Source organism: Actinoplanes philippinensis, assembly GCF_900113015.1.
In the GTDB taxonomy this organism is placed as follows: domain Bacteria; phylum Actinomycetota; class Actinomycetes; order Mycobacteriales; family Micromonosporaceae; genus Actinoplanes; species Actinoplanes philippinensis.
The window spans coordinates 46,088-70,865 of sequence record NZ_FONV01000002.1; the positions used below are offsets into that span (position 1 = coordinate 46,088).

Here is a 24,778-nt window from a genome sequence, read left to right on the forward strand (position 1 = left end):
ACGAGACCGGGGCCGCGATCGTCGAGATGGCGATCGTGCTCCCGGTCCTCCTGCTGATCCTCTTCGGGATCATCGACATGGGCCGGCTGCTGCAACAGCACATCCAGCTCACCGCGGCCGCCCGCGAGGGCGCCCGGGTGGGCGCGCTGAACGGCACCGTCACCGACGTCAAGGCGAAGATCACCTCGATCGTCGGCGCCGGGGTCCCGCTGACCTACCCGGCCCCCGGCGGGGTCACCGTCTGCGCGGCCGCCTCCCTCGCCGGGTCCGACGCGTCGGTCACCGTGCAGCGCACGTTCCAGGCGGCGACACCGCTGCTCGCGTGGATCTCACGGACCACCCCGATCACCATCAGCGCCAAGGGCGTGATGTCGTGCCTCGGATGACGGCCGGGGCGGTGGCGCCGTGCGGCGTCGCGTGCTGATCCTGCTCGCCGCCCTCGTGCTGGCGATGATCAGCGGGACGGCGCTGCTGTCGTATCTGAGGAGCGCGGACCGGCGGGCGGTCGAGGGCAAACAGGGCGTCTGGGTGCTGATCGCCACCCGGCACGTCCCGGCCGGCGCCCCCGGGGCCGAGGTCCGCAGCCTGACCGGCCGCATCATCGTCCCCGCCGAGACGGTGCCCGACGGCGCCCTGACCGGCTGGGACCCCGCGCTCGACGAGCTGCGCCTGACCGCCCCGCTGGAGACCGGCCAGTTGCTGCTGCGGCCGCTGTTCCAGCCGCCCGCGCCGTCCGCCACCCCGTCCCGGCGGATCACCGTGCCGGCCGACCGGCTCGCCGTCACCGTGGCGCTCAGCATCGCGCCGCAGGTCGCCGGGGACGTCACGGCCGGTGACGCGGTCGCCGTCTACGCCAGCTGCCCGCTCGAGCCGGAGGACGGGGCGCCGCCGCCGCGGACCCGGGTGCTGCTGCCGCGTACCGAGATCATCGTGATCGGCGAGGCACCCGAGCCGGCCGTGCCCTCCCCGTCGGTCTCAGCCTCGCACCAGCCCGTCCTCGGCGCCACCGGCGACGGCCCGGCCGTCCACGGCGAACGGTACGTGGCCACCCTCGCCGTCGGCCCGAAGGACGCCCAGCGGCTGGTGCACGCGTCCCGGTACTGCGCGCTGCACCTGGCCCTGCTCGGCGCCGCGGCGACGGTCACCCCGGGCGGCGGCGTCGACACCGACGGGCTGTACCGATGACCCTCTACGTCTACGTCGAGCCCGACGACGAGCGGCGCACCCGGGTCGGGCCGGGTTTCCGCGAGGTCGGCTGCACCGTGCTGGCCACCATGGCGGACCTGGAGACACACCTGCCGCGCTATCCGGAGACGATCCTGGTGATCCTCGGCGCCACCGTCGACCTGGGCGAGGCGCTGATGTTCACCGCGTACCAGCGGCTGCAGCGGCCACTCATCGGGGTGGTGCTGATCCGCCGCACGATCGAGCCGGCGACGGTGCTGGAGTGCCTGCGCTCCGGGGTCCGCGAAATCGTCGACGAGGCCGACGAGGAGGGGCTGCGGGCCGCCACGATCCGGTCGATCGACCTCTCCAAGGCGCTCAGCAGCACCCTGCGGGGCACTACCGAGCAGGCGCCGTACGCCCGGGTGGTCACCGTCTTCGCCGGCAAGGGCGGATGCGGCCGCAGCATGGTCGCCGCGAACCTGGCGGTGGCCCTGACCGGCGGCGGCCGCCGGGTCCTGATCATCGACCTGGACCTGCAGTTCGGCGACGTCGCGATCATGTTGCGGCTCTCCCCGGAGCGCAACATCACCGGCGGCCTGCCGATGAGCGGGCGGCTGGACGAGCCGGGGCTCCGGTCGATCGTCTCCGGCCACCGCACCGGCCTGGACGCGCTGCTCGCCCCGCCCAGCCCGGCCGAGGGCGAACGGATCGGCCGCGACTTCGTGGCCGAGGTGCTGGACGTGGCCCGGCCGGCCTACGACTTCATCGTGGTGGACACCCCGGCCCTGGTGACCGACCAGGTGCTGGCCGCCCTGGACATGACCGACTGGTACGTCCCGATCGTCACCCCCGACCTGCCGGCCCTGAAGTCGGTGCGGCTCACCTCGGAGATGTTCGACCTGCTCGACTATCCGAAGGACCATCGGCTGCTGGTCTTCAACCGGGCCAACACCGAGGTCGGCCTCTCCACGGCCGACGTGGAGGCGGCGGTCGGCATGCCGTTCGCGGTGCAGGTGCCGTCCAGCCGGGACGTGCCGGTCTCGGTCAACCAGGGTGAGCCGCTCACCATGACCAACCCGCTGCACCCGGTGAGCCGGGCCATCCGGCAGCTCGCCGACCGGTGCGCCGGATTCGAGACCGCGCCCGCCCGGCGCCGCGGCCTGTTCGGCAGGAGGTATCGGGGATGAGCCTGTCCGCCCGGCTCGCCGCCGCGCAGCAGGACCGGAGTCAGCAGGCCGCCCGCCCGATGACGGCGGCGGAGCGGAACCCGTCCGGATCCGATCAGGTCAACGAGGTACGGCTACGGATCCAGCGGCGGCTCGCCGACGAGCTCGGCCCCACGCTGTACGGCACCGACCGCGACCGCCCCGACGACCTGGACGCCCGGGTCCGGGACGGGCTGAACGAGCTGCTGGCCCGGGAGGAGACCCCGCTCTCCGGCGCCGACCGGGCCCGGATCGTGCGCGAGGTCGTCGACGAGGTCCTCGGGCACGGGCCGATCGAGTCGCTGCTGCGCGACCAGTCGGTCACCGAGGTGATGGTGAACGGGCCGCACGCGGTCTTCGTCGAACGGTTCGGCCGGATCGAGCGGGTGCCGGCCGAGTTCGACGACGAGGCCCACCTGCGCCGGATCATCGACCGGATCTGCTCGCGGGTCGGGCGGCGGGTCGACGAGGCGAGCCCGATGGTCGACGCCCGGCTGCCGGACGGGAGCCGGGTGAACGCGATAGTGCCGCCGATCGCCCTGGACGGCTCGTCGCTGACCATCCGCAAGTTCGCCGCGGTCCCGCTGACCGTCGGCGACCTGCTCGACTACGGCACCCTGAGCCGGACGGCGGCCGAGTTCCTGGAGGGCTGCGTGCGCGGTCGCCGCAACGTGGTGGTGAGCGGCGGCACCGGCTCCGGCAAGACCACGATCCTCAACGTGCTGTCCGGGTTCGTGCCCGCCGACGAGCGCATCGTCACCATCGAGGACGCCGCCGAGCTGCAACTGGCCCAGGACCACGTGATCCGGCTGGAGTCACGGCCACCGAACTCCGAGGGCCGCGGCACGATCACCACCCGCGACCTGGTCCGCAACGCGCTGCGGATGCGGCCGGACCGGATCGTGGTCGGGGAGGTCCGCGACAGCGCCGCCCTCGACATGCTGCAGGCCATGAACACCGGCCACGACGGATCGCTGACCACGCTGCACGCCAACTCGCCGCGGGACGCGCTCTCCCGGATGGAGACGATGGTGCTGATGGCCGGCATGGACCTGCCGAGCCGCGCGATCCGCGACCAGATCGTCTCCGCGGTCGACCTGATCCTGCAGGTCAACCGGTTCAAGGACGGCACCCGCAAGATCACCCACATCACCGAGGTGGTGGGCATGGAGGGCGACGTCGTCACCCTTCAGGACATCTTCCTGCACGAGTACGGCACGGACGCCCGCGGTGGCCACCTGAGGGCCACCGGCATCCGGCCGAACTTCCTCGGGGCGCTCGCGCCGTACGGCGTCACGCTGTCGCCCGCCCTCTTCACGGGCCGCACATGGTGATCCTCGTGATGGCCGTCGTGTTCGGGGCCGGCGCCGCCTTCCTCGCCGGCTGGACGGCGCTCGACACGGCCTTCGGGCGCACCCCCGTGCAGCGGCGGCTCGCCCTGCTCCGCCGTTTCTCGGTGCGCGTCTCCGGCGAGCGGGTCCCGCCGCTGCGGCGCTTGCTGACCGTGGCCGGCCGCCGTCTGGAGGCGGTGCCGGTCCTGGCCCGGCTGGCCGCCCGGGACGAGGCGACCCTCGACCGGCTCGGCGGCGCGACCCGTCCCGCCGAGTGGCTGGCAGTCCGGTTCGCCGCCATGGGGCTGGCGGCGGCCGTCGCGTCGGCGCTGTTCCCGTGGCAGTTCGCGCTGCTCGCCGGGCTGCCGGGCGGTTACGCCGTCACGGGGGCGGTGCTGCGGACCCGGATCCGGCGGCGCGAGCAGCGGTTCGGCGACGACCTGCCGGGGGCGCTCACCCTGATGACCAGCTCACTGCGGGCCGGCTTCACCCTGCACCAGTCACTCGAGGCGGCGGTACGCGACGACGACGGCCCGGTCGCCGCCGAGTTCCGCCGGGCCCTCGCCGAGACGCGGATCGGCGGCAGTTTCGAGGACGCCCTGGACCGGGTCGGCGAGCGGATGCGCAGCCCGGAGACGGTGTGGCTGGTGATGGCTCTGCGGCTGCAGCGCGAGGTGGGCGGCAGCCTGGTCGACGTCATGCAGACCACCGCCGACACGATGCGCGAGCGGGCCCACCTCAAACGGCACGTGCGGGCGCTGTCCGGCGAGGGTCGTCTCTCGGCGTGGGTGCTGGGCAGCATGCCGCCGCTCACCGCGCTCGGCATCCACCTCGTGCAACCCGGCTATCTACGGCCGCTCTGGACCACACCGCAGGGCCTGATGCTGCTGGCGATCGCCGCCGCCGGCATGACCGCGGGCGTGTTCTGGCTGCGGGCGGTCGTCCGGGTGGAGGTGTGACGTGGCCGCCGGGCTGCTGGCGTTCCTCGCGGTGACCGGCGCGGCCGGGGCGATCCTGCTGGTCGCGGTCGCGGTCACGACGCCGGAGATGCGGCGCGACCGGGTGATGCGTACGCTCGCCGTCTTCACCGGCCACCGGGACGCCGAACCCGGCCGGCGCCGGGCCACGGCCGGGAGCCGCCGTCTGGAGCGGGCCGCCGACCGGCTCGGCGCGCTGCTCACCCCGCCCGCCGACCGGGAACGCCTGAGCCGGATGCTGGAGATCGCCGGGAACCCGCCCGACTGGCCGATGGCGCGGATCCTGCGGGCCCGGCCGGCCGCGATGGTGCTGGTGTCGGTGCTGCTGGCGGCCACCGGCAACGCACTGACGGGCCGGCCCGGCGCACTCGCCGGCGCGGTCGCCGGGCTGGTGCTCGGGGCGTTCCTGCCGCTGCTGCTGCTCTGGAACGCGGCGATCAAACGACAGGAGGCCGTCCAGCGGTCGCTGCCGGACGTGATGGACGTGCTGGTGATCGGAGTGGAGGCGGGGCTCGGCCTGGACTCGGCGATGGACCAGGTGGCCCGCAGCACCCGCGGGCCGATGGCCGACGAGCTGCACCGGGTGCTGCAGGAGATGCGGCTCGGGGTGGCCCGCTCCGAGGCGCTGCGGGGGCTTGCCGGGCGTACCACCGTGCGGGATCTGAAACGCCTGGTCACGGCGCTCGTCCAAGCGGGCGAGCTGGGCATCTCGGTGGCCCCGCTGCTGCGCGAGCACGCACAGGAGCAGCGGGTCCGGCGGCGGCAACGGGCCGAGGAGGCGGCCCAGAAGGTCCCGGTGAAGATGCTCTTCCCGATCCTGTTCTGCATGTTCCCGGTGATCTTCGTGGTGATCATCGGGCCGGCGGTGATCCAGCTCCTGCAGACCTTCGCGGAGCAGTGACCGGCTAAGGGCCCCCGGGGGTCGTGCCGAAGGGGAGACCGTGCTGACTCTGGCCATCGAGCGTCCCGACGCGGAAGCCCAGCGACTGGCGGCGCTCCACGAATACCAGCTGCTCGACGCGCCGGCCGACGACGAGCTGAGCGCCGTGGTCCGGGTCGCGGCGATGGTCGCCGACGTGCCGACCGCGACGCTCAACCTCATCGACGAGAACCGGCAGTGTCAGCTCACCACCGTCGGGTTCGAGGGCGGCGACTCCGAGCGCAGCGACTCGATGTGCGCCATCGGCTTCCGCAGCGGCCGGGTGGTCCACCTGCCGGACGCCCGCCAGGACCCGGCGTACGCCCGGACACCGTGGGTCGACGGGCGGATCGCCAACGTGCGCTTCTACGCGTCCGCCCCACTGATCAGCCCGGCCGGGTACGCGCTGGGCACCCTCTGCGTCTTCGACGACGTCAGCAAGACGCTGAGCCCGCGGCAGATCCACCGTCTCGAGGACCTCGCGGAGATCGTCGTCGGATTGTTCGAGCGCCGGCGGCAGGCCCGGATCAGCGCGGACCTGGCGCTGGAGACCGAGGGTCAGCGGCAGGCCCTCGAACTGGCGCACGCCGAACTGCGCCTGGCCGTCCGCGAGCTGGAGCGGTCCAACGACGAGCTGGAGGGCTTCGCGGCAGCGGTCAGTCACGACCTGGTCCGCCCGCTGGCCAGCGCCAGTGGCTATCTGGAGATGTTCGCGCACGTGTACGGCGACGGGCTCGACGAACGCGCCGGGGCCTGGATGTCCGGCGCCGGCCGGGCCCTCGAACGGATGCAGCAGCTGGTCCGGTCGCTGCTCGACTACGCGCGGGCCGGGCACGCGCCGTACCGGGCGGTCACCGTCGACCTCGGCGAGGTGATCACCCAGGTCCGGGCCGACCTGCGCGACCACGTCGACAGCACGGGCGCGACGATCGCCGTCGGCCGGCAGCTCCCCACCGTGGAGGGCGACCCGGTCCTGCTGCGGCAGCTGCTGCAGAACCTGATCGACAACGCCATCAAGTACCGGCACCCGGATCGCTCGCCGGTCGTCGAGGTCACCTGTGTCACCGACCCGGACGGCTGCGTGGTCGCGGTCGCCGACAACGGGCTGGGCATCCCGGCCGACCAGCGGGACCGGGTGTTCGACATGTTCGCCCAGGTCGACCCGGAGTCCCGCCGGGGCCACGGCATCGGCCTGTCCACCTGCCTGCGGATCGCCGAACGGCACGGCGGCCGGATCGCCGTCGGCGAGTCGGACTCCGGCGGCACGGTGGTCCGGCTGCACCTGCCCGGCGTGACCTGCCCGTAGCACCCGGCTCACCCGGCGGCGTGGCGGTGCCGCCGGTGGCCGGCTCACCTGGCGTGGCCCTGCAGCCGGTGGCCGGCTCACATGGCGGCGTGGCCGTGCCGCCAGTAGCCGATGAAGTCGATGTTGCCCTTCGGCACCGCGCGCTCCTCGACCAGGTGCCGGCGGCCGCCGGTGACCAGCGCCGACTCGCCGACCAGGTAGGCCCAGACCGGCCCGGACGGCAGCCGCGCGGCCCGCAGCGTGGCGAGGGCCAGCTGCCCGGGCACGCCGCCGGGCTCGTCGCGGGCCACCCAGCGCAGGTCGACACCGGCCGGCACCCGGAACTCCTGCCGGTCCGCCAGGGACGGCACCTCGACGACGGCCACCCCGGACGCGTCGCCGGGCAGTGACTCGCAGATGCCGGCCACCGCGGGCAGCCCGGTCTCGTCGGCGACCAGCAGCGTCCAGTCGTGGTCGGCGCGCGGGTTGTAGCCGACGCCCTGATCGAGCAGGCCGGCCCGGTCGCCCGGTTTCGCGGCGAGAGCGAACGCGCTGGCCGGGCCGCTATGACCGGCGGCATCCACATGCACCACGAAGTCGACGTCGAGACCGTCCGGCCGGTACGCCCGGACCGTGTAGTTGCGCACGAACGGCCGCTTCGGCTTGGCGGTCGCGAGGTACTGCGCATACCAGAGCCCGGAGGCGCGGGTCGGCAGCTTGAGGGTGTCCTGGCCGGGGCGCGGCAGGAAGAGCCGGAACCACTGGTCGAACCCGAGCGGCGTGAACCTGGCGAGCCCCTCGCCGCCGAAGGTGACCCGGACGATGTTCGGCGAGATCCGCTCGCTCCCGGTGACCTCGAGGAGCAGCACGTGGGGATCGACCGGCTTGCGGATTTTGTAGTTCGCCATAGTTAGGTGACCCTAACCTAACGTGCCAAGCCGCGTCGCGGCGCTCCCACTGGAAACAAAGGGCGGTTACCGTTCGGTCGACGGGACGAGGACGGGTGGGCCACCGATGCGGATATTGCTCGTGGAGGACGACCGCCGGGTCGGGGCGGTGATGACCTCGATGCTGCAGCGGCGGGGCTATGCGGTGGAGCACGCCGCCACGGCCACCGCGGCGCTCGAGGCGGCCCCCTGTGACCTCGTGCTCCTCGACCTGAACCTGCCGGACGGCGACGGCATCGACGTGTGCCGGGTGCTCCGGGCCCGCAACGAGCACCTGGGCATCATCGCGGTGACCGCGCGCGGCGAGGAGCGTGACCGGGTGACCGGGCTGCGGGTCGGCGCCGACGACTACGTGGTGAAACCGTTCTCGATGGCCGAGCTGCAGGCACGGATCGAGGCGCTGCTACGGCGTACGGCGCTGCAGGAACGGCCGGAGGCCGGGCGGATCATCACGGTCGAGCCGATCCGGATCGACGTCGGCGCGCGGACCGTCACGGTGCACGGCGAGCCGGTGACGCTGACCCGCAAGGAGTTCGACATCCTGCACTCGCTCGCCCGGCAGCCGGGGGTGGCGATGGCCTGGGAGCGGATCATGCTGGACGTCTGGCAGACCACCTGGTGCGACAAGCACACGCTCGAGGTGCACGTGACGTCGCTGCGGCGGAAACTGGGCGATCCCGGGCTGGTGGAGACCGTCCGCGGTGTGGGCTACCGTTTGCGCACTGGATGAGCAACGGGAGACGGCGTGCGCAGGCGGCTGGTGGTCACCTACCTGCTGTTGCTCTGCATGGTGCTGCTCGCCCTGGAGATCCCGCTCGCCGTCACGGTGGCCAGCCGGGAGACCGACCGGGCCGTCGCCGACCGGCTGGCTGACGCGACCCGGTTCGCGTCGCTGGCCGCGCCGGCGGTGCGCAGCGGCGACCTCGACGCGCTGACCGACGAGTTGCGCCGTTATCAGGAGCTGTACGGCATCGGCACCCTCCTGGTCGACCAGGACCAGCGGGTGCTCAGCGCGTTCGGCACCACCCCGGAGGCGCCGGAGGGCGCGCTGCGCGGCGCGCTGGCCGGGCACCAGATGAGCACGCCGGGGACGATCTGGCCGTGGGAGCGGGAGCCGCTGACGGTGTCGGTGCCGATCAGTGACGGCGGTGCGGTGCTGGGTGTGGTGCTGACCGTGTCGCCGACCGACCGCAGCCGCCGTGACGTGCTGATCGTGTGGCTGGTGCTGGCCCTGGTCGGGGTGCTGGCGGTGGCGTCCTGCCTGACCACCGCGGACCGGCTGGCGAGCTGGGTGCTGCGGCCGGTGACCCGGCTGGACGCGGCGGCCCACGAGATCGCCGGCGGGGACAGCGCGGCCCGCGTGCAGCCCGGTCTCGGCCCGCCGGAGCTGCGCCGGCTGTCGGCCAGCTTCAACGAGATGGCCGACGCGGTGGCCGAGGCGATGGAGCGGCAGCGGTCGTTCGTCGCGCACGCCAGCCATCAGCTGCGCAACCCGCTGACCGTGCTGCGCCTGCGGATCGAGGACCTGGGCAGCCGGCTCGACGACGAGGAGCTGCGCGAGGACCGCGAGTTCGCCCTGGAGGAGACCGACCGGCTCGCCGACGTGCTGGACGGGCTGCTCGCGCTGGCCCGTGCCGAGCGCGGCCGGCATCCGATGGAGACGGCCGACGCGACGGCGCTGACCGCCGACCGGGTGAAGGCGTGGCAGCCGCTGGCCGAGCGCCGCGGCGTCGAGCTGAGCGCCGAGCTGCCGGCGGAGCCGGTGCCGGCCCGGCTGGTCGCGACCGCTCTCGATCAGGCGCTGGACGCGCTGATCGACAACGCTCTCAAATTCACTCCGGCCGGAGGGCGGGTGGTGGTCCGGTTGCGGTCCGCCGAGGACGGGCAGGCCGAGGTGGCGGTACGCGACACCGGCCCCGGAATGACCGAGGAGCAGTGCCGGCAGGCCACCGAGCGGTTCTGGCGGGCCCCCGACGCGCAGAACGTGGACGGCGCCGGCCTGGGCCTGTCGATCGTGAACGTGCTGGTCGAAGCGTCCGGCGGCCGGTTCACGCTGGCGCCCGCCGACGACGGTGGACTCGTGGCGACGATCCGGTTCAGGGCTTGACGCTGCGGTAGTAGCGGGCCGCACCCGGGTGCAGCGGCACCGGCAGGGTGGAGATCGCGGCGCGCAGCTCCAGGCGCTCGGCGGCCGGGTGGGCGGCGGCCAGCTCGCCACGGCGTTCCATCAGCAGCCGGGTCAGGTCGTACGCCAGGTCCTCGGGCATCGTCGCGGCGACCACGAGCAGGTTCGGGACCGCGATCGTGGCGACCGGCGGCAATGAGTACGCCGAGGTGGGCACGTCGCGCACCACGTACACGTCACTGTAGGCCTCGCGCAGCTCCCCGGCCCACTCGGACAGGTCGACGATCCGGATGCCGGTGCGGCCGCCGAGCTGTTTGATCCCGGTGACCGGCAGCCCGCCGGAAAAGAAGAACGCGTCGATCTCGCCACGTTCCAGCTTCTCGATCGAGTCGTCGAGGCCCAGGTCACGGGACTGTACGGCGCCCGCCATGCCGGCCACGCTGAGGAGCCGGCGCACGGTGACCGCGGTGCCCGAGCCGCGCGCGCCGACCGACACCCGTTTGCCGGTCAGCCCGGTGAGGTCCTTGATCGGGCTGTCCGCGCGGACGACCAGGTGCAGCAGGTCGTCGTAGACGCGGGCGAGGGCGACCAGCCCGGGCGCCGGCGCGCCCCCGGTGACCAGCACGTCGGACTGGGCGAAGCCGACCTCGGCCTGCCCGTGCACGACCAGGTCCATGTTCTCCGCCGAGGCGGCCGTGGTGAGGACGCCGGCGTCGGTGCCGGGCAGCTCCCGGTTGATGATGGTGCTGTAGGCGGAGCCGATCGCGTAGTAGACGGCGGTCTGGCTGCCGGTGGCGATCCGCACCCGGCGATTCTCCGCAGCGCCCTGGCCACAGGCTGTGACGACGAGCAGCGTGACCAGACCGGTGAGCGCCATACGACGGCTGGTTCGAAGGGTCACCTTTGTTTCCCCACGCGGGACGGCCCGGTCCGCGCAAGTTTCCCTCAAGTCTGTGCCGCCGGTGTACCGGCCGAACGGCCTTATCGGCGACGGTGTCCTCAGTCACGGAGGGAGATGCCGATGGACCCGACGTCGATTCGTCCGGTGGTGCTGGCCGACGCGCTTCCCGGCGCGTTCGAGTCGGCCTGCCTGGTCGAGTGCGTGGACACCTCCCGCCCTCAGCGGCAGCCCCTGCCCGCCCCCGTTCCGCGGGCCGGTGAGGCGCTGGCCGAGTTCGATCGGGAAGACGCCGCGGACCGCCTGGTCTACCTGCTCGACGGTCTCGGTTGTGAGGCGTCGCGGGAGATCCGAACGGGGGGCGGGCGGCGGCGGTACGAGGTGCAGCGCGTGGTCGTGGCGGAATCGCAGCGTCTGGCGACCAGCCGGATGCTGGCGGCGGCCTGGCGCCAGGGCCGGCAAGCCCTCCTCGGCACCGAGCAGCTCGGCGCCTCCTCGCCCCGGCACGTGCAGCGGCTCACCCTCGCGCAGGCCGCCTGGCGGGCCGCGCTGCTGGCCGCCGGTCAGCGACGGCGCGGCCACCTGCTGTGGGTGACCCTGCGGGACCAGGAGATCGCCGCGGTGCTGGTCCGCGCGGCCCGGCTGCTCGGGGTGACCGCCGAGGTCGCCCGCCGGCCCGGCTGCGTCGTGGTCACGGTCACGGCGGACGCCGCGGCCGCGTTGCCGGCCACCCCGCCGCGTCTGCGGCTGCGGGCCGGCTCGCTGGTCTGACGGCTCCGATCGACTCGGTCCGACTTCGGCCGGCTCATGCCGACGCGACGGTCAGGCCGGCACGGCTCAGGACGACGCGACGGTCAGGCCGGCACGGCTCAGGACGGCTCGACGGTCAGGACGTGGTGGCCCCATGCGGGCAGGTCCACGAAGAGGCCCTCGCCGGCCAGCTCGTCGCCGTCGCGGTCGAAGACCCGGCCGTCCAGCAGATCGGCCAGCTCCCAGGACCGCCCGGACAGGCCCGGCCAGGGCAGGGCGATCCGCGCCTGGGCCGGCCGGTCGCCGAGGTTGACCACGACCAGGCGGCGGACCGCGCCCTCGTGCCACGACCAGGCGACCACGTCACGGTGTGACGGATTGTCCGGCCAGCCGTGGCTGTCCAGCAGCCGCCACTCGCCGCGGCGCACGGCGGGCGCCACCGCCAGCAGCCGCCGGTGGAAGGACCGCAGCTCCAGGTCGGCCGGCTCGTCCGGATACCGCCCGAGGAAGACCGGCAGACGGGTCCGGCGGCCCTCGAACTGGCCGTCGTGCCAGAGGGTGGCGCCGGGCAGCGTGGCGACGGCCACCGCGGCGGCCCGCTCCCGGCCACCGGGCATGCTCGCGGCGGCGCGCGGCTCGTCGTGGTTCTCGGTGAACCGGAGCAGCCCGTCCTGGTAGCCGCGGTCGGCGACCAGGTGCTTGCGCAGCGACTCGGCGCTCTCGTGGGTGAGCCGGTCGTAGAGCCGCTTGTCGTAGCAGAAGTCGAAACCCTGCCGCTGCAGCGTCCACTCGGTGTCCCAGTACGCCTCGGCGATCAGGACCAGCCCGGGATGCGCCCTGCGGACCCGCTCGATGATCGGCGGCCAGAACTCGGCGGCCGGGACCAGCCCCGCGTGCTCCCCCCAGGTGCCGGCGAAGATGTCGTTGGTGACCAGCATCGCCATGTCGCACCGGACGCCGTCGCACTGCTCGCCGATCCAGGTGAGCGTGGCCACCGTCGCCTCGCGCAGGCCCTCGTCGAAGGCGTTGAGCTGAGCGACGTCCGGCCACGGCGGGAAGAACGGGTCACGGGCGAGGGCGAGGACCCGGCCGGCCGCCTCGAACCAGCCGCCCGGGTCGGCGGCCAGGTCGGCCGCGCTGCCCTGGATGAACCAGTCCGGATGGTCGATGGTGGCCGGGTGATCGGGGGCCACGTGGTTGGGCACGTAGTCGAGGACCAGCTTCACCCCGCGCCGGTTGAGCTCGGCGCGGGCCGTGGCCAGCCCGGCCGGCCCGCCCAGCCGGTCGTCGGCACGATACCGCCGCACGCAGTAGGGCGAGCCGACCACGTCGTCGTCGGCCAGGCCGGGCAGCGCGGCCCGGAAGGCACGCCGCAACGACTCGTTCCCGAGGGCCACGGCGAGACCGGCGGGACTGCGCTCCCACACGCCCATCAGCCAGACCGCGTCGACGCCGGGCGCGGCGACCTCGTCCCACACCTCGCCCGGCACGCTGCCCAGGGTCACCGGGCGGCCGTACCTCCGGGTGAGCCCGGCCAGCCACGGCCAGGTGCCGATCTCGTAGATCACCGGCGCCGTCGGCCACCCGGTCATTCAGGCCCCCTTCGTCAGGTCCCCCCATGCTATGGGGGCGCTCGGCGTGCGCCCCGCACGGACCGGCTCGGCATCCGCCGGGGTCGCCGTCATCACCGCGCCGGACACCACCAGGCCGGCCAGAAACACCCTGATCAGACCGCGCATTCCACTTCCCTCCGTGACGGTCGTCTGACGGAGAGAACGAACTAGTTGATCATTCGACGCGGGACGGCGTTCCTTTCCTGCGGCTTAAGCCTCGCGAACGATCGACAAAATCGTGAACGATCCGCCCGTGACTCCCGTATCGGTGGGCGGCACCATCATCGAGGGGTTCGGGAGGAAACTGTGGCACGGACCGGTATCGATACGTCGATCCTGCACAAGGGCTCACACAGCGCGTCGTACTTCGACGTGGCACGAGCCGCGGGAGACGGGGTCGAGATCGTCGACTTCTGCATTCCGTGCAACCCGTACTTCCCGACGCCCGAGATGTTCGACGAGCTGACCCGGGACCTCAAGAGCATCCTCAAGTACTACCCGAGCGACTCGTCGACGATCACCAAGAAGCTGGCCGGTGTGCTCGGCCTGCACCCGCAGACGGTGGCCATGGCGAACGGCTCGACCGAGCTGATCACCTGGATCGACCACCTGCTGATCAAGGAGAGCGTGGCGATCCCGATCCCGACCTTCGGCCGGTGGACCGACCAGCCGATGGAGACCGGCAAGCGGGTCGACATGTTCCCGCTGCAGGAGCGCGACGGCTTCCGCCTCGACCTGGAGGAGTACGTCCAGTTCATCCGGGAGCGCAAGTCCCGGGTCGCGGTGGTCTGCAATGTCAACAACCCGGACGGCCACTACATCCCGCGGCGTGACGTGATCCGGTTCATGGACGCGCTCAGCGACCTCGACCTGGTCGTGGTCGACGAGTCGTTCATCGACTTCTCCGACGCCGAGCGCTACCCCTCGGTCGGCCCGGACGCGGTGATCCGCCCCAACGCGGTGGTGCTCAAGAGCCTCGGCAAGAACTTCGGACTGCACGGCATCCGGTTCGGCTACATGCTGGCGAACCCGGCCATCGCCGGGAAGATCGCGAAGATGCTGCCCAAGTGGAACCTGAACTCGCTGGCCGAGAAGGTCGTCCACATGATTTCCGACCACGAGATGGAGTACGAGGAGAGCCTGCGCCTGCTCAGCCGGGACCGCCGGTCGATGGGCCGGGAGCTGCAGCGCATCCAGGGCCTGACCGTCTTCCCGTCGCAGGGCAACTTCTTCCTGGTCAAGTTGCCGAACGAGTGGTCGGGTGTGGCGCTGCGCGACTACCTGGTCGCCAACCACGGCATCATGACCCGCGAGTGCGGCAACAAGCTCGGCATGACCAGCCAGTTCATGCGTCTCGTGGTGCGCCCGGCCGGGGACGTGGACCGGCTCGTCGACGGCATGCTCGACTACGCGCAGCGCTTCCACAGCCGGTCGGTCTACGACACCGACCCGCTGGAGAACGCCGGACCGCGGGCCCGCTGGGCCGACGTCGCGTACGACGACCAGCCGGACAACCTCATCCAGTACCCGAGCCAGCGCGCCGGCAGCGAGTACACCGCACGCCGCGCCGCCGTGGGCTGACCCCCGCGTGCCGTCCCGGGTGGTTCGCCCGGGGCGGCGCGTCCAACCCGCCGAGATTCCGCTCAGCTCCGCAGACCTGCCGCCGAAAGATAGTCGTGGAGCACAATCCCCGGGACGAGGACGAGCGGGCCAGATTGTCCGCCCTGCAGTCGTACCAGGTGCTCGACCGGCCCCGGCCGGCCGCTCTGGACGACCTGACCCGGTTGGCCGCGTCGATGTTCGACACCCCGATGGCCGCGGTCTCCCTCATCGACCGGGACCGGCAGTGGTTCGCCGGCAGTCACGGCCTCGCCGACGAGCAGACCCCGCTCGACGTGTCGTTCTGCAAGCACATCATCCCGGCCAAGCGGCCGCTGATCGTCCCGGACGCCACCCGCGACAGCCGCTTCTCCGATCTGCCGAACGTCGTCGGCAACCCCAACATCCGGTTCTACGCCGGGGCGCCGATCGTCGACGAGGACGGGCACACCCTGGGCGCCATGTGCGTCATCGACGACCGGCCGCGCGAGGTCGACGACGCGCAGGTCCGCAATCTGGTCACCTTCGCCGGGCAGGCCGCCGTGCACCTGAGCGCGATCCGGAACCGGCTGCGGATGGCCGACCTCGGCGACGAGCTGGCCCGGGCGTCGAAACGCGAGGACGACCTGGTCTCCACGATCACCCACGAGCTGCGTACACCCGTCGCGTCGATCCAGGGCTACCTGGAGATCCTCGGCGACCAGGACGACCTGGCGCCCTACCGGCGGCTGATCGAGCCGATCCACCGCAACGGTGAGCGCCTCGTGTCGATGGTCGACCACCTGCTCGCCGGCACCCGGCCGGCGGAGGCGCCGCTGCCCGCCCCGGTCGGGCCGGTCAGCCTGGACACCGTGGTCTCGGCGGCGGCGGTCAGCTGCCGCCCGCTGGTGGCGTTGCGGGCGGACACCGTACAACTGAGATGTGCCGCCGACGTCCCGGTCCGCGCCGACCTCACCCGTCTCGCGCACGCCGTCGCGCAGTTGATGCGCAACGCGCTGCTCTTCACCCCCGCCGACCGTCCGATCACGATCGCCACCGGCGCCGCGCCCCGCCCGTGGGTGGAGGTCCGCGACGGCGGCATCGGCATCCCGGCCGGCGAGCTGCCGTATGTCTTCGACCGCTTCTATCGCGGGCGACACGCGCGTGACCAGGCGATTCCCGGCGTCGGCCTGGGGCTGACGATCGCCCGCAACATCGTCGAGGCGCATCACGGGACGGTGACCGTGGACAGCAGCGGCGACGGCACCACGGCCCGCGTCACCCTGCCCGCCGCCGCGTAGGCCCTAGGGTGGGGGAATGGAGCAACCCGGCGCGATGCGTGTCGACGACATCGTGACCGTGATCATCCGGCGACTGGCCGACCAGCAGCGGGTGGTGCCGGAGTACATCGTGCGGGACGCGGTCGAGGCCGCCCTGCGCCAGCGGGCCGGCGACACCGAACCGGTGCCGGCCCACGTCGCCGAGGAACTGATCACCGGGTTCTGCACCGGTGTCACCGCGGTCGAGGACGACTCGGCGACCATGCCGGCGGTGCTCAGCGGCGACGAGACCGGCCGGCTGATGACCGCGCTCGGGCTGGCCGTGCACGTGGCCGCCTTCAACCTGGACCGGGACCGGCTGCACATCGCGCAGATCCTCAACGGGGCCGCGGCGGCCATGGTGGCGCTCGGCGCGGCGTCCCGGGCCGCGCACGCCGACGGCACCTCGGCGGTGCTGCTCTCGCCGGCGACTCTGCGGACCGCGCGGACCACCGTCGTCGGCGTGCTGCAGGGCCTGCGGGACCGCGGCTGGCAGGCCCGGCACCTCGATCAGGCGGGCACCACGGCGCTGTTCGGCGGCGTCCTCGACATGCTCGGCGCGGTCCCGCCGACCTGACCGGTCGGTCCTAGCGGGCCGGGGCCAGCGCCCGGGCGTACGCCGAGCGGCCGGCCGGCAGGGTGAACGACATCCGCGTGCCGGCGCCGTACGGATTGGCGGTCGCCTCGATCGTCCCGCCGTGCCGCTCCACGATCCGCTTGCAGATCGCCAGCTCCAGGCCGTTGCTGGTGGTCGAGCCCTTCTCCCGGTGGAAGTTGGTGAACACCTCGTGCCGGGTGCCCGGCGGGATGCCGAGGCTGTTGTCCAGGATGTCGATGCGCAGCAGCCCGTTCGGCGCGGGCTGGCAGGAGATCGCCAGGTACGGCGCGACGCCGGGCGCCATCGTCCGCAGCGAGTTGTCGATCAGGTTCTCCAGCAGCTGCCGCAGCAGGACCGGGTCCGCCTCGACCGGGTCGAGCCGGCCCACCTCGAAGTACGGCGGCGCCGCCCCGGTGCTCTCCGCCTGGTCGAGGCGGCTGTTGATGATGTCGCCGACGAGCAGGGCCATGTTGACCGTCGTCGGCATCAGCTTGCCGTCGCGGGCCGCGGTGTAGGCGAGCAGCCCGTTCAGGAACGTGCGCATCCGGGCGGCGGCCCGCTGGATCCGCTCCACCCGCTCGGCCGGGCGGTATCCGGCCAGCTCCTGCTCCAGCACCTCGGCCCAGCCCTCGATGGTGGTGAGCGGGTTGAGCAGGTCGTGCGCGACCCGCCCGGCGAACGACATCAGCTCGTCACGGTGGCGGCGGTCCGCGGTGACGTCGTGGAAGACCACCACCACGTGGTACGGGCCGTCGCCGAGCGAGAGCCGGGCCGCGTTGAACCGGACGATCCGGCCCTCCGGCACCGCCGAGTTGCGCACCAGCACGTCCATCGGCTGGACGTCCTCGCCGGCCAGGACGCGCACGTGCGGCAGGTCGCCGTCGGACAGCGGTGACCCGTCCGGCTGGAAGAACCCGTGGTCACTGGCGAGCGCCACCCCGCCGGTGACCGCCGGGACGGTGCCCAGCAGCCGCCCGGCCGCCGGGTTGCGCAGCACGAGACGGCCGGTGTGGTCGAGGATGGCGAGGCCCTCGGTCATCGAGTTGACCACCGTGGTCATCATCGTGGCCTTGTCGGTGGCCTCCTGCTCGGAGTCCCGCAGACGCCGGATGAGGGTGTCGCGCTCGTCGCGGCTGAGCGCCAGGGACAGGCCGACACAGGCGAGGATGCCGGCGTAGAGCTGGATCAGCATGGCCCGCAGCTCGACGTCGGCGACCACGGCGTACGGACCGTCGCCGCCCACCGTCCAGAGCAGGGCCGCGCAGTCGAAGACGGCCGCGTGCAGGACCACGACCGGGCTGGGCAGCCGGATGGCCGCCCACACGGTCAGCGGGATCAGCACGAAGCCGATCGGCAGCTCCGCCTGGCTGCTGAACACCGCCCAGTACGCGCCGGCCGACACGGCGAAGATCGCCAGGCCCTCCGGGATCCGGCTCCGGTCGGCCTCCAGAAGACTCCCGAAGAGCCGGGCGGCTGTGCCGAACACCAGCACGGCGACGGTGTCCCGGAGGAGCAGCGCGGCGGCGCCGGTGACCGAGAACGTGCGCCCGGCGTCGAGCAGCAGGTCACCGGCGATCCGTGGCACGCTCGCGGCCAGGGCGGCGACACCGGCGCAGAACAGCAGGCCCCACAGGTCGGGCAGGCTCGACAGCGGGCGGCGGCCGTCCGCGGCGGTCCGCAGGCCGGGCAGGCGCCGGGTGACCGCGACCAGGAAGGCCACCGCGCCGAGCATCGCCGACACACCCTCCAGCACGGCGACCACCGGCCCGGCGCCGGTCACGACGAAACCGGCGGCGGTGAACAGGCCGATCGCGCCGGTGACCGGCCACCGCCAGCGGGACTCCGCGCTCGCCGTCAGCCACATCGCCGCGATGCCGAAGGCCGGCCAGATCATCGGCTCGCCGGGATCGCCGAACGTCGTCCTGGCGCAGGCCAGCACGGCGATCAGGTGGAGCGCCGCGTAGCCGACGACGGGCGGTACGGCCATCGGAAGTCTCATCGGCTCGCCTCGTATCGGGATGTGGCCCTTTCACCCGTCTTGTCGGCACCTTCCGGACATGGCTTAGCCGAAGATATATAGCTTTCGATATCTGGTTGACAACTGTCGTCACGAATACGCTCGGCTCGGAGCTGTCGAGCGATGGGCATCTATCCCTGTGCTCGCCGCCGGCAGGCGCGAGAGAGGAAGATCATGGCGATTCGACGCAGCAGCGGCCGCATCCTGGCCGCCGGTCTGTTCGCACTGGCGACAGCGGTCGTCGCGACGGGAACCCCGGCCGCGGCCGCGCCCGTCACCGGCCAGATCCGGCTCGCCGGGACCGCGGACGCGATACCCGGAAGCTACATCGTCGTACTCAAGTCCGGCGCCCAGGAGGCCGGGCTCACCCGGGCCTACGGCGGCGCGGTCAAGCGCAGCTTCGGCAAGGCCCTCAACGGCTACGAGGCCACGCTCACCGAGGCGCAGGCCAAACGGCTGGCCGCCGACCGCAAGGTCGACTACGTGGAGCAGAACCAGGTCATCACGCTCGCCGCGACCCAGACCAACGCGACGTGGGGACTCGACCGCATCGACCAGCGGGCGCTGCCGCTCAGCACCACGTACACGTACCCGGTGACCGCGTCCAACGTCACCGCCTACATCATCGACACCGGCATCCTCTACAGCCACAGCCAGTTCGGCGGGCGGGCCACGGCCGGCTACGACGCGGTCGGCAGCGGCGCGGTCGACTGCAACGGCCACGGCACCCACGTGGCCGGCACGGTCGGCGGATCCACGTACGGCGTGGCCAAGGCCGTCAAACTCGTCGGCGTACGGGTGCTCAACTGCTCCGGCTCCGGCACCACGGCCGGGGTCATCGCCGGCGTCAACTGGGTGACCAGCAACGCGGTCAAGCCGGCGGTCGCCAACATGAGCCTCGGCGGCGGCGCCAGCACCTCCATCGACACCGCCGTCCGCAACTCGATCGCCTCCGGTGTCACGTACGCCGTAGCGGCCGGCAACTCCAACGCCAACGCCGCGAACTACTCCCCGGCCCGTGTCGCCACCGCCATCACGGTCGGCTCCACCACCAGCACCGACGCCCGGTCCAGCTTCTCCAACTACGGCAGCACCGTCGACATCTTCGCGCCCGGCTCGTCGATCACGTCGGCCTGGTACACGAGCACCAGCGCCACCAACACGATCAGCGGCACCTCGATGGCGTCCCCGCACGTCGCCGGCGCGGCCGCGCTCGTGCTGTCGCGCAACCCCGGCTACACCCCCGCCCAGGTCTCCTCGGCCCTCACCGGCAACGCCACCACCGGCGTGGTGACCAACGCCGGCTCCGGATCCCCGAACCGGCTGCTCTTCGTCGTCCAGTGAGCTGTCACAAACGGCCGGGGACGACGGTCCCCGGCCATTTGTGACAGCGATGCACGGTGATGATAATCGCGCGCTGAGCAGGACTTATGTCCCACGCTTCTCTGTTCTGATGGACGTAGCGAGGAGCGTGATCGTCATGATCGAGCAGGCACGGCACCGGGTCGTCGTGATCGGAGCGGGCTTCGGCGGCAAGTACGCCGCGCGGGCGCTGCGCAAGGCGCCGGCCCACGTCACCGTCATCAACGGGACCAACCACCACGTCTTCGAACCCCTCATCTACCAGGTCGCCACCGGCGTCCTCTCCCCCGGCGAGGTCGCCACCCCGGTGCGCGAGCTATTCCGCGGGCAGCCCGGCACCGAGGTGCTGCTCGGCTGGGTGACCGATGTGGACACCGACAACCGGACGGTCACCGCCACCGCGCCCGGCGGCCTGCCGTACCAGGTGCCCTACGACACCCTGATCGTGGCGGCCGGGACCGCCCAGTCGTACTTCGGCAACGACCGCTTCGCCGAACACACCATCAGCCTGAAGAGCATCGACGACGCGGTCGAGCTGCGCTCACGCATCCTCACCGCCTTCGAGATGGCCGAACTCGCCACCGACCCGGCCGAACAGGCCCGCTGGCTCACCTTCGCCATCGTCGGCGCCGGGCCCACCGGCGTCGAACTGGCCGGGCAGATCGCCGAGATCGCCCACCGCACCCTCCCCGGCGAATACCGGCGTATCGACCCGGCGCGAGCCCGCATCGTCCTGATCGACGCCGCCGACCGCATCCTGCCCGCCTTCAGCGCCGGCTCATCGGCGGCGGCCGCCCGCCGGCTCCGCGAGCTGGGCGTCGAGATCCACGTGAACACCCTGGTCACCGACATCGACCCGACCGGCGTCCACCTGACCCCCACGCCCCCGCGCTCCCCCGCCGGCGCGCCGGCCCCCGCGGCCACCCCGGTCGTCGCCTCCGCGCCCGCTTCCGCCACCTCCGCCGCGGATCAGCGGATCGACGCGATGACGCGGGTGTGGAGCGCCGGAGTCGCCGCCGCACCGCTCGCGGCGCGGATCGCCGAGGCCACCGGGGCGCCGACCGACAGGTCCGGCCGGATCCTGGTCGAACCGGATCTGACCGTTCCCGGCCACCCGGAGATCTTCGTGGTCGGCGACCTGATGAGCCTCGACGGTCTGCCCGGCGTGGCCCAGGTCTCCATCCAGGGCGGCGCCCATGCCGGTCGCGCCATCCGGCGGCGCCTCGCCGGCAAGCCGGCCGGCAAGCCGTTCCACTACTTCGACAAGGGCAACATCGCGACGGTGTCCCGGTTCTCCGCGGTCGCCGACCTCCGAGGGGTACGCCTCAGCGGCCTCGCCGGCTGGCTCCTCTGGCTCGGCGTGCACTGGGCCTACCTCCCGCGCGGCCGCAACCGGGCAACCTCCCTGATCCGCTGGGCGGTTACCTTCCTCGGCCGCAGCCGCCCGGAACGCGCCGTCACCGCCCGCCAGGCCGGCTTCCCCGCGCTCCCGCCCGCCCGGCCGTCCACCGAAGCGCCCCGCGAGCCGGCCACCGCCACCCGCTGACCCACCAGGCCGGCTTCCCCGCGCTCCCGCCCGCCCGGCCGTCCACCGAAGCGCCCCGCGAGCCGGCCGGCCGCGAGCGCTGTCCCGCGCCCTGAAGCACAGCCGGGCTCTTCACCACATCCGGGGCGGCGGGAGGGTTCGGGACAGCCCCATGGCCGGCCACGGTTCGGGGCCGGCCGGGCGCGGCTGTCGGTGGGGTGATCGGGAGTGACGGATTCGGCCCGGCGGAGGCGGGTCGGTGGTGAGCTGCAGACAGCCGGCGGGGCAGGGGACGGCACGGATGGTTGCGGCTGGGGAGCGGTGGCCGTACCGAATGGAAACCTCGCGGCAACCCGCATTTGTCTGGGGAAATCGAGGGACGGGCCGATTGCTCGGGTCACCTCGGTGGTGGATCACCGCCGGCCTCGAGAACCGGAGACACCATGACGGCCATGATGGACATCGCGCCCGTTCTCCCCCGCACCGCCTCCGGGCCCATGGTGCTCGTGGTCGACGATGACGAAGACGTGCGTGATCTGGTGGCGTTCAAGCTGCAGATGGCCGGGTACCGGACGGCCACGGCGGGGGACGGATGCACGGCGCTGACGCTGATCACGGAGACCCGCCCGGATCTGGTGGTGATGGACATCGCGATGCCGGGGATGGACGGGGTCAGCGTGTGCTTCCGGATGCACGCCGACCCGGCCACCGCGGAGATCCCGGTGATCATGTTGAGCGGGATGGCGACCGAGACCGATATCGATCTGGCGTACGTGTCCGGGGCCGAGGAGTACCTGGCGAAGCCGGTCAATCCCGGCGAGCTGGTGCGGCTGGTGAGCTGGCTGCTGCCTCGACGGGCCTGAGAACGACCACGACCGAGGGCGAGAACGTGACCGCGGAGCGAGAAAGGCAGAGGCGGCGGCCCGGCGGGTGAAGTTGGTCTCAGGACGGTTGCCGGGGCGCCCGATAAGGCAGGGGTGAGCGGGAAGCGGGCGGTCATCAGCACGCTGGTGGCGGCGGTGGGGTGCGCGGTGACGCTGAGCGTCGGCCTCGTGCTGAAGCGGCACGAGGCCGCGGGCGGCGAGGTTCAGATGGATCGCCGCACCGACGCCGCGGCCGAGGCTGTGCGCACCGAGACGCAGCGCTACGTCGACACGCTGCTCACCACCGCCGCGGCCGCGGGGGCGCAGGACGTGCTGACGCGGATCGAGTACACCGCGCTGACCGCGCCGCTCCGGTCGATGAAGCTGGCCGGCGCCACCACGATCGCGCTGGTGGTGCCGGCCCGCGACGGCGAGGTCGCCGAGGTTCAGCAGCGGTGGCGGGAGCGGGGGCAGCCGGATCTGACGTTGAAGCCGTACGGGCACGGCGAGCACGCCTTCACCGTCTATCTCACCCCGCTGGACGACAACGCGCCGGAGCCGGGCCTGGACATGTCGCAGGCAAGGGCGCCGGCGACGGCGATGGACGACGCGCGGCGCAGTGGCGAGGTCGCGGTGTCGGACACGTACCACCTGCTCGTCGACCAGTCGATGCCGGTGGAGCAGCGGCAGAACTCGTTCGTGTTGACGGCGCCGGTCTATCAGGGCGCCGACCGGCGGTTCCTGGGCTGGGTGATGCTCGGGGTGCGGGGCCGGGACTTCATGGGCGCGACCCTGGAGCGGGCCGGTCAGCGTCTGCTGGATCTGGCGCTGCGCGCCGACGACGCGGATCGTCGGGAGGTCACCGTCGCCGCGCTGCAGGCGCCGGTCGAGGGTGAGCGCGACCTGCATCGTACGGTCGTGGTCCCGGTCGCCGACGGCAACTGGACGCTGTATCTGGCCGCGGTGAGCGACCGGCTGCCGGGCGCGGCGAGTGGCCTGCCGGCGGCCGTCGCAGGCGGCGGGCTCTGCCTGACGCTGCTGCTGACCCTGCTGGTCCGGGTGCTGGTCGCCGGCCGGGAGCGGGCCGAGGGGAAGGTGCGGCTGGCGACCGCGGAGTTGCTGGCGAGTGAGCAGACGTCACGCCGTCAGGCGGAGCTGCTGCTCGCGGTGATGGAGGGGATCAGCGACGGGGTGGGTGTGGTCGGCCCGGACGGGCGGTTCCTGCTGCACAATCCGGCGGCCCGGCGGATCCTCGGCCGGCCGGAGCGGGCGCCGGGCCCGGGTGGCTGGACGGATCGCTTCGGGCTGTACCGGCTGGACGGGATGACCGAGTACCCGGTCGACGAGCTGCCGCTGACCCGGGCGCTGGCCGGGGAGAGCAGCGACCAGGTCGAGATGATGGTGCGCAACGCCGATCATCCGGAGGGCCGGGTGATCAGCGTGTCGGCCCGGCCGATCGAGACCACGGCCGGGGAGCACGGGGCGGTCGCCGTCTTCCACGACATCACCGACCGCAAGCATGTGGAGAACGAGCTGCGCGGGTTCGCCGGTGTGGTGGCGCACGACCTGAAGGCGCCGCTGGCCGCGGTCCGTGGTTATGCGGAGCTGATCGTCGAGGCGCTGGCCGACCCGGAGCCGGCCGCGGTGGAGGACGCGCTGCGCAGCGCCGGCAAGGTGATGGCCGGCGCGGACCGGATGCAGACGCTGATCACGGAGCTGCTGGACTACACGGCGGCGCGGGACGCGGCGATGCGGATCGAGGACGCGGGGCTGCGGGAGCTGGTCGACGACGTGGTGACGGCCCGGGCCGACGCGCCGGGGGCGGCGGGGCAGCGGCCGGACGTGTTCGTGGGGGCGCTGCCGCCGATCCGGGGCGACCGGGTGCTGTTGCGGCAGGTGCTGGACAACCTGCTGGGCAACGCGATCAAGTACACGCCGCCGGGCCAGTCGCCGCGGATCGACGTGACGGCGCGCCTGGACGACGCGGGCATGGTGCGGGTGCAGGTGGCGGACCGGGGCATCGGCATCCCGGACGGCGAGCACGCGGCGGTCTTCGACAGCTTCCACCGGGCGAGCAACGGCACGTCGATGCCCGGCACCGGGCTGGGGCTGGCCATCTGCCGCCGGATCGTGGAGCGTCATGGCGGGCACATCGAGGCTCTGCCGAACCCGGGCGGGGGAACGATCTTCGTCTTCACGGTTCCCGCGGCGGGCGCCGGACAGGCACTTTGTGAGAACGTGCACATATTCTAGTTCACCCCCTTGATCGATAGGAGATGCCGCACATATATTCCTGCCC

General features: G+C 72.7%; 21 protein-coding genes. 17 read left to right on the top strand and 4 right to left on the bottom strand.

What is annotated here, in order from left to right:
* Positions 1 to 17 precede the first annotated feature (17 nt).
* Genes BM290_RS03740 through BM290_RS03770 form a run of 7 tightly spaced genes read left to right on the top strand, consistent with a single transcriptional unit; the run spans position 18 to position 6,905 of the window.
* On the top strand, positions 18 to 386 hold the full coding sequence (locus BM290_RS03740; protein WP_275413143.1) for a TadE/TadG family type IV pilus assembly protein: 369 nt from the start codon (positions 18 to 20) through the stop codon (positions 384 to 386).
* A gap of 19 nt (positions 387 to 405) precedes the next feature.
* Positions 406 to 1,185 carry an RcpC/CpaB family pilus assembly protein gene (locus BM290_RS03745; RefSeq protein ID WP_143133605.1) on the top strand — a complete coding sequence of 260 codons (780 nt, stop codon included), beginning with the start codon at positions 406 to 408 and terminating at the stop codon, positions 1,183 to 1,185.
* Positions 1,182 to 2,354 carry a CpaE/TadZ family protein gene (locus BM290_RS03750; RefSeq protein WP_093610037.1) on the top strand — a complete coding sequence of 391 codons (1,173 nt, stop codon included), beginning with the start codon at positions 1,182 to 1,184 and terminating at the stop codon, positions 2,352 to 2,354. Before BM290_RS03745 ends, BM290_RS03750 begins: the two co-directional genes overlap by 4 nt.
* Entirely contained in the window at positions 2,351 to 3,706 is a 1,356-nt protein-coding gene (locus tag BM290_RS03755; RefSeq protein ID WP_093610039.1) for a TadA family conjugal transfer-associated ATPase, read from the top strand. Before BM290_RS03750 ends, BM290_RS03755 begins: the two co-directional genes overlap by 4 nt.
* Complete coding sequence (locus BM290_RS03760) at positions 3,700 to 4,662, top strand: type II secretion system F family protein (RefSeq protein ID WP_093610041.1); 963 nt, start codon at positions 3,700 to 3,702, stop codon at positions 4,660 to 4,662. The genes BM290_RS03755 and BM290_RS03760 overlap by 7 nt, the downstream gene beginning before the upstream one ends.
* A 1-nt stretch (position 4,663) precedes the next feature.
* On the top strand, positions 4,664 to 5,581 hold the full coding sequence (locus BM290_RS03765; protein ID WP_093610043.1) for a type II secretion system F family protein: 918 nt from the start codon (positions 4,664 to 4,666) through the stop codon (positions 5,579 to 5,581).
* Between the two features lie 40 nt (positions 5,582 to 5,621).
* Positions 5,622 to 6,905 (top strand): GAF domain-containing sensor histidine kinase, encoded by a 1,284-nt coding sequence (locus BM290_RS03770; RefSeq protein ID WP_239143363.1) that lies wholly within the window; start codon positions 5,622 to 5,624, stop codon positions 6,903 to 6,905.
* Positions 6,906 to 6,982: 77 nt separating this feature from the next.
* Here the strand turns inward: BM290_RS03770 and BM290_RS03775 are convergent, their stop codons facing one another.
* Positions 6,983 to 7,792 (bottom strand): siderophore-interacting protein, encoded by an 810-nt coding sequence (locus BM290_RS03775; RefSeq protein WP_093610045.1) that lies wholly within the window; start codon positions 7,790 to 7,792, stop codon positions 6,983 to 6,985.
* A 106-nt stretch (positions 7,793 to 7,898) separates the two neighbouring features.
* Between BM290_RS03775 and BM290_RS03780 the strand changes: the two genes are divergently transcribed.
* Both BM290_RS03780 and BM290_RS03785 read left to right on the top strand, forming a co-directional pair.
* On the top strand, positions 7,899 to 8,561 hold the full coding sequence (locus tag BM290_RS03780) for a response regulator transcription factor (RefSeq protein ID WP_093610047.1): 663 nt from the start codon (positions 7,899 to 7,901) through the stop codon (positions 8,559 to 8,561).
* Between the two features lie 15 nt (positions 8,562 to 8,576).
* On the top strand, positions 8,577 to 9,938 hold the full coding sequence (locus tag BM290_RS03785) for a sensor histidine kinase (RefSeq protein ID WP_093610049.1): 1,362 nt from the start codon (positions 8,577 to 8,579) through the stop codon (positions 9,936 to 9,938).
* Here the strand turns inward: BM290_RS03785 and BM290_RS03790 are convergent.
* The gene (locus tag BM290_RS03790; RefSeq protein ID WP_093610051.1) at positions 9,928 to 10,833 is read right to left on the bottom strand and encodes a TAXI family TRAP transporter solute-binding subunit; all 906 of its coding nucleotides are present in this window, start codon (positions 10,831 to 10,833) and stop codon (positions 9,928 to 9,930) included. The genes BM290_RS03785 and BM290_RS03790 overlap by 11 nt on opposite strands.
* A gap of 144 nt (positions 10,834 to 10,977) precedes the next feature.
* Between BM290_RS03790 and BM290_RS03795 the strand changes: the two genes are divergently transcribed.
* Positions 10,978 to 11,625 (top strand): hypothetical protein, encoded by a 648-nt coding sequence (locus tag BM290_RS03795; protein WP_143133606.1) that lies wholly within the window; start codon positions 10,978 to 10,980, stop codon positions 11,623 to 11,625.
* Between the two features lie 98 nt (positions 11,626 to 11,723).
* Here the strand turns inward: BM290_RS03795 and BM290_RS03800 are convergent, their stop codons facing one another.
* Positions 11,724 to 13,196: an alpha-amylase family protein gene (locus BM290_RS03800; protein WP_093610055.1), complete on the bottom strand. Its 1,473-nt coding sequence runs from the start codon at positions 13,194 to 13,196 to the stop codon at positions 11,724 to 11,726.
* A gap of 327 nt (positions 13,197 to 13,523) precedes the next feature.
* On the opposite strand from BM290_RS03800, the gene BM290_RS03805 reads away from it, so the two are divergent.
* The 3 genes from BM290_RS03805 to BM290_RS03815 all read left to right on the top strand — a co-directional run bounded on the left by BM290_RS03805 (position 13,524) and on the right by BM290_RS03815 (position 16,691).
* Positions 13,524 to 14,798 carry a pyridoxal phosphate-dependent aminotransferase gene (locus tag BM290_RS03805; RefSeq protein ID WP_093610057.1) on the top strand — a complete coding sequence of 425 codons (1,275 nt, stop codon included), beginning with the start codon at positions 13,524 to 13,526 and terminating at the stop codon, positions 14,796 to 14,798.
* Between the two features lie 95 nt (positions 14,799 to 14,893).
* Entirely contained in the window at positions 14,894 to 16,096 is a 1,203-nt protein-coding gene (locus BM290_RS03810) for a GAF domain-containing sensor histidine kinase (RefSeq protein ID WP_239143365.1), read from the top strand.
* Between the two features lie 16 nt (positions 16,097 to 16,112).
* Positions 16,113 to 16,691 carry a hypothetical protein gene (locus BM290_RS03815; RefSeq protein WP_093610059.1) on the top strand — a complete coding sequence of 193 codons (579 nt, stop codon included), beginning with the start codon at positions 16,113 to 16,115 and terminating at the stop codon, positions 16,689 to 16,691.
* Between the two features lie 10 nt (positions 16,692 to 16,701).
* Here the strand turns inward: BM290_RS03815 and BM290_RS03820 are convergent, their stop codons facing one another.
* Positions 16,702 to 18,699, bottom strand: coding sequence for an ATP-binding protein (locus tag BM290_RS03820; protein WP_093610061.1), 1,998 nt, complete (start codon positions 18,697 to 18,699; stop codon positions 16,702 to 16,704).
* A 204-nt stretch (positions 18,700 to 18,903) separates the two neighbouring features.
* Here BM290_RS03820 and BM290_RS03825 point away from each other — a divergent pair, with 204 nt between their 5' ends.
* From BM290_RS03825 to BM290_RS50545, 4 genes are all read left to right on the top strand, one after another.
* Positions 18,904 to 20,073 (top strand): S8 family peptidase, encoded by a 1,170-nt coding sequence (locus BM290_RS03825; protein WP_093610063.1) that lies wholly within the window; start codon positions 18,904 to 18,906, stop codon positions 20,071 to 20,073.
* 109 nt (positions 20,074 to 20,182) lie between these two features.
* Positions 20,183 to 21,637, top strand: coding sequence for an NAD(P)/FAD-dependent oxidoreductase (locus BM290_RS03830; protein WP_093610065.1), 1,455 nt, complete (start codon positions 20,183 to 20,185; stop codon positions 21,635 to 21,637).
* 431 nt (positions 21,638 to 22,068) lie between these two features.
* Positions 22,069 to 22,479, top strand: coding sequence for a response regulator transcription factor (locus tag BM290_RS03835; RefSeq protein ID WP_239143366.1), 411 nt, complete (start codon positions 22,069 to 22,071; stop codon positions 22,477 to 22,479).
* Between the two features lie 114 nt (positions 22,480 to 22,593).
* Positions 22,594 to 24,732 (top strand): ATP-binding protein, encoded by a 2,139-nt coding sequence (locus BM290_RS50545; protein ID WP_275413139.1) that lies wholly within the window; start codon positions 22,594 to 22,596, stop codon positions 24,730 to 24,732.
* Positions 24,733 to 24,778 lie beyond the last annotated feature (46 nt).

Bases quoted from the DNA above. Each gene is read 5' to 3' on its own strand.
- BM290_RS03750 (WP_093610037.1), top strand. From the start codon at position 1,182: ATGACCCTCTACGTCTACGTCGAGCCCGACGACGAGCGGCGCACCCGG.
- BM290_RS03755 (WP_093610039.1), top strand. From the start codon at position 2,351: ATGAGCCTGTCCGCCCGGCTCGCCGCCGCGCAGCAGGACCGGAGTCAG.
- BM290_RS03760 (WP_093610041.1), top strand. From the start codon at position 3,700: ATGGTGATCCTCGTGATGGCCGTCGTGTTCGGGGCCGGCGCCGCCTTC.
- BM290_RS03775 (WP_093610045.1), bottom strand. From the start codon at position 7,792: ATGGCGAACTACAAAATCCGCAAGCCGGTCGATCCCCACGTGCTGCTC.
- BM290_RS03780 (WP_093610047.1), top strand. From the start codon at position 7,899: ATGCGGATATTGCTCGTGGAGGACGACCGCCGGGTCGGGGCGGTGATG.
- BM290_RS03790 (WP_093610051.1), bottom strand. From the start codon at position 10,833: ATGGCGCTCACCGGTCTGGTCACGCTGCTCGTCGTCACAGCCTGTGGC.
- BM290_RS03795 (WP_143133606.1), top strand. From the start codon at position 10,978: ATGGACCCGACGTCGATTCGTCCGGTGGTGCTGGCCGACGCGCTTCCC.
- BM290_RS03800 (WP_093610055.1), bottom strand. From the start codon at position 13,196: ATGACCGGGTGGCCGACGGCGCCGGTGATCTACGAGATCGGCACCTGG.
- BM290_RS03815 (WP_093610059.1), top strand. From the start codon at position 16,113: ATGGAGCAACCCGGCGCGATGCGTGTCGACGACATCGTGACCGTGATC.
- BM290_RS03820 (WP_093610061.1), bottom strand. From the start codon at position 18,699: ATGGCCGTACCGCCCGTCGTCGGCTACGCGGCGCTCCACCTGATCGCC.
- BM290_RS03825 (WP_093610063.1), top strand. From the start codon at position 18,904: ATGGCGATTCGACGCAGCAGCGGCCGCATCCTGGCCGCCGGTCTGTTC.
- BM290_RS03830 (WP_093610065.1), top strand. From the start codon at position 20,183: ATGGACGTAGCGAGGAGCGTGATCGTCATGATCGAGCAGGCACGGCAC.
- BM290_RS03835 (WP_239143366.1), top strand. From the start codon at position 22,069: ATGATGGACATCGCGCCCGTTCTCCCCCGCACCGCCTCCGGGCCCATG.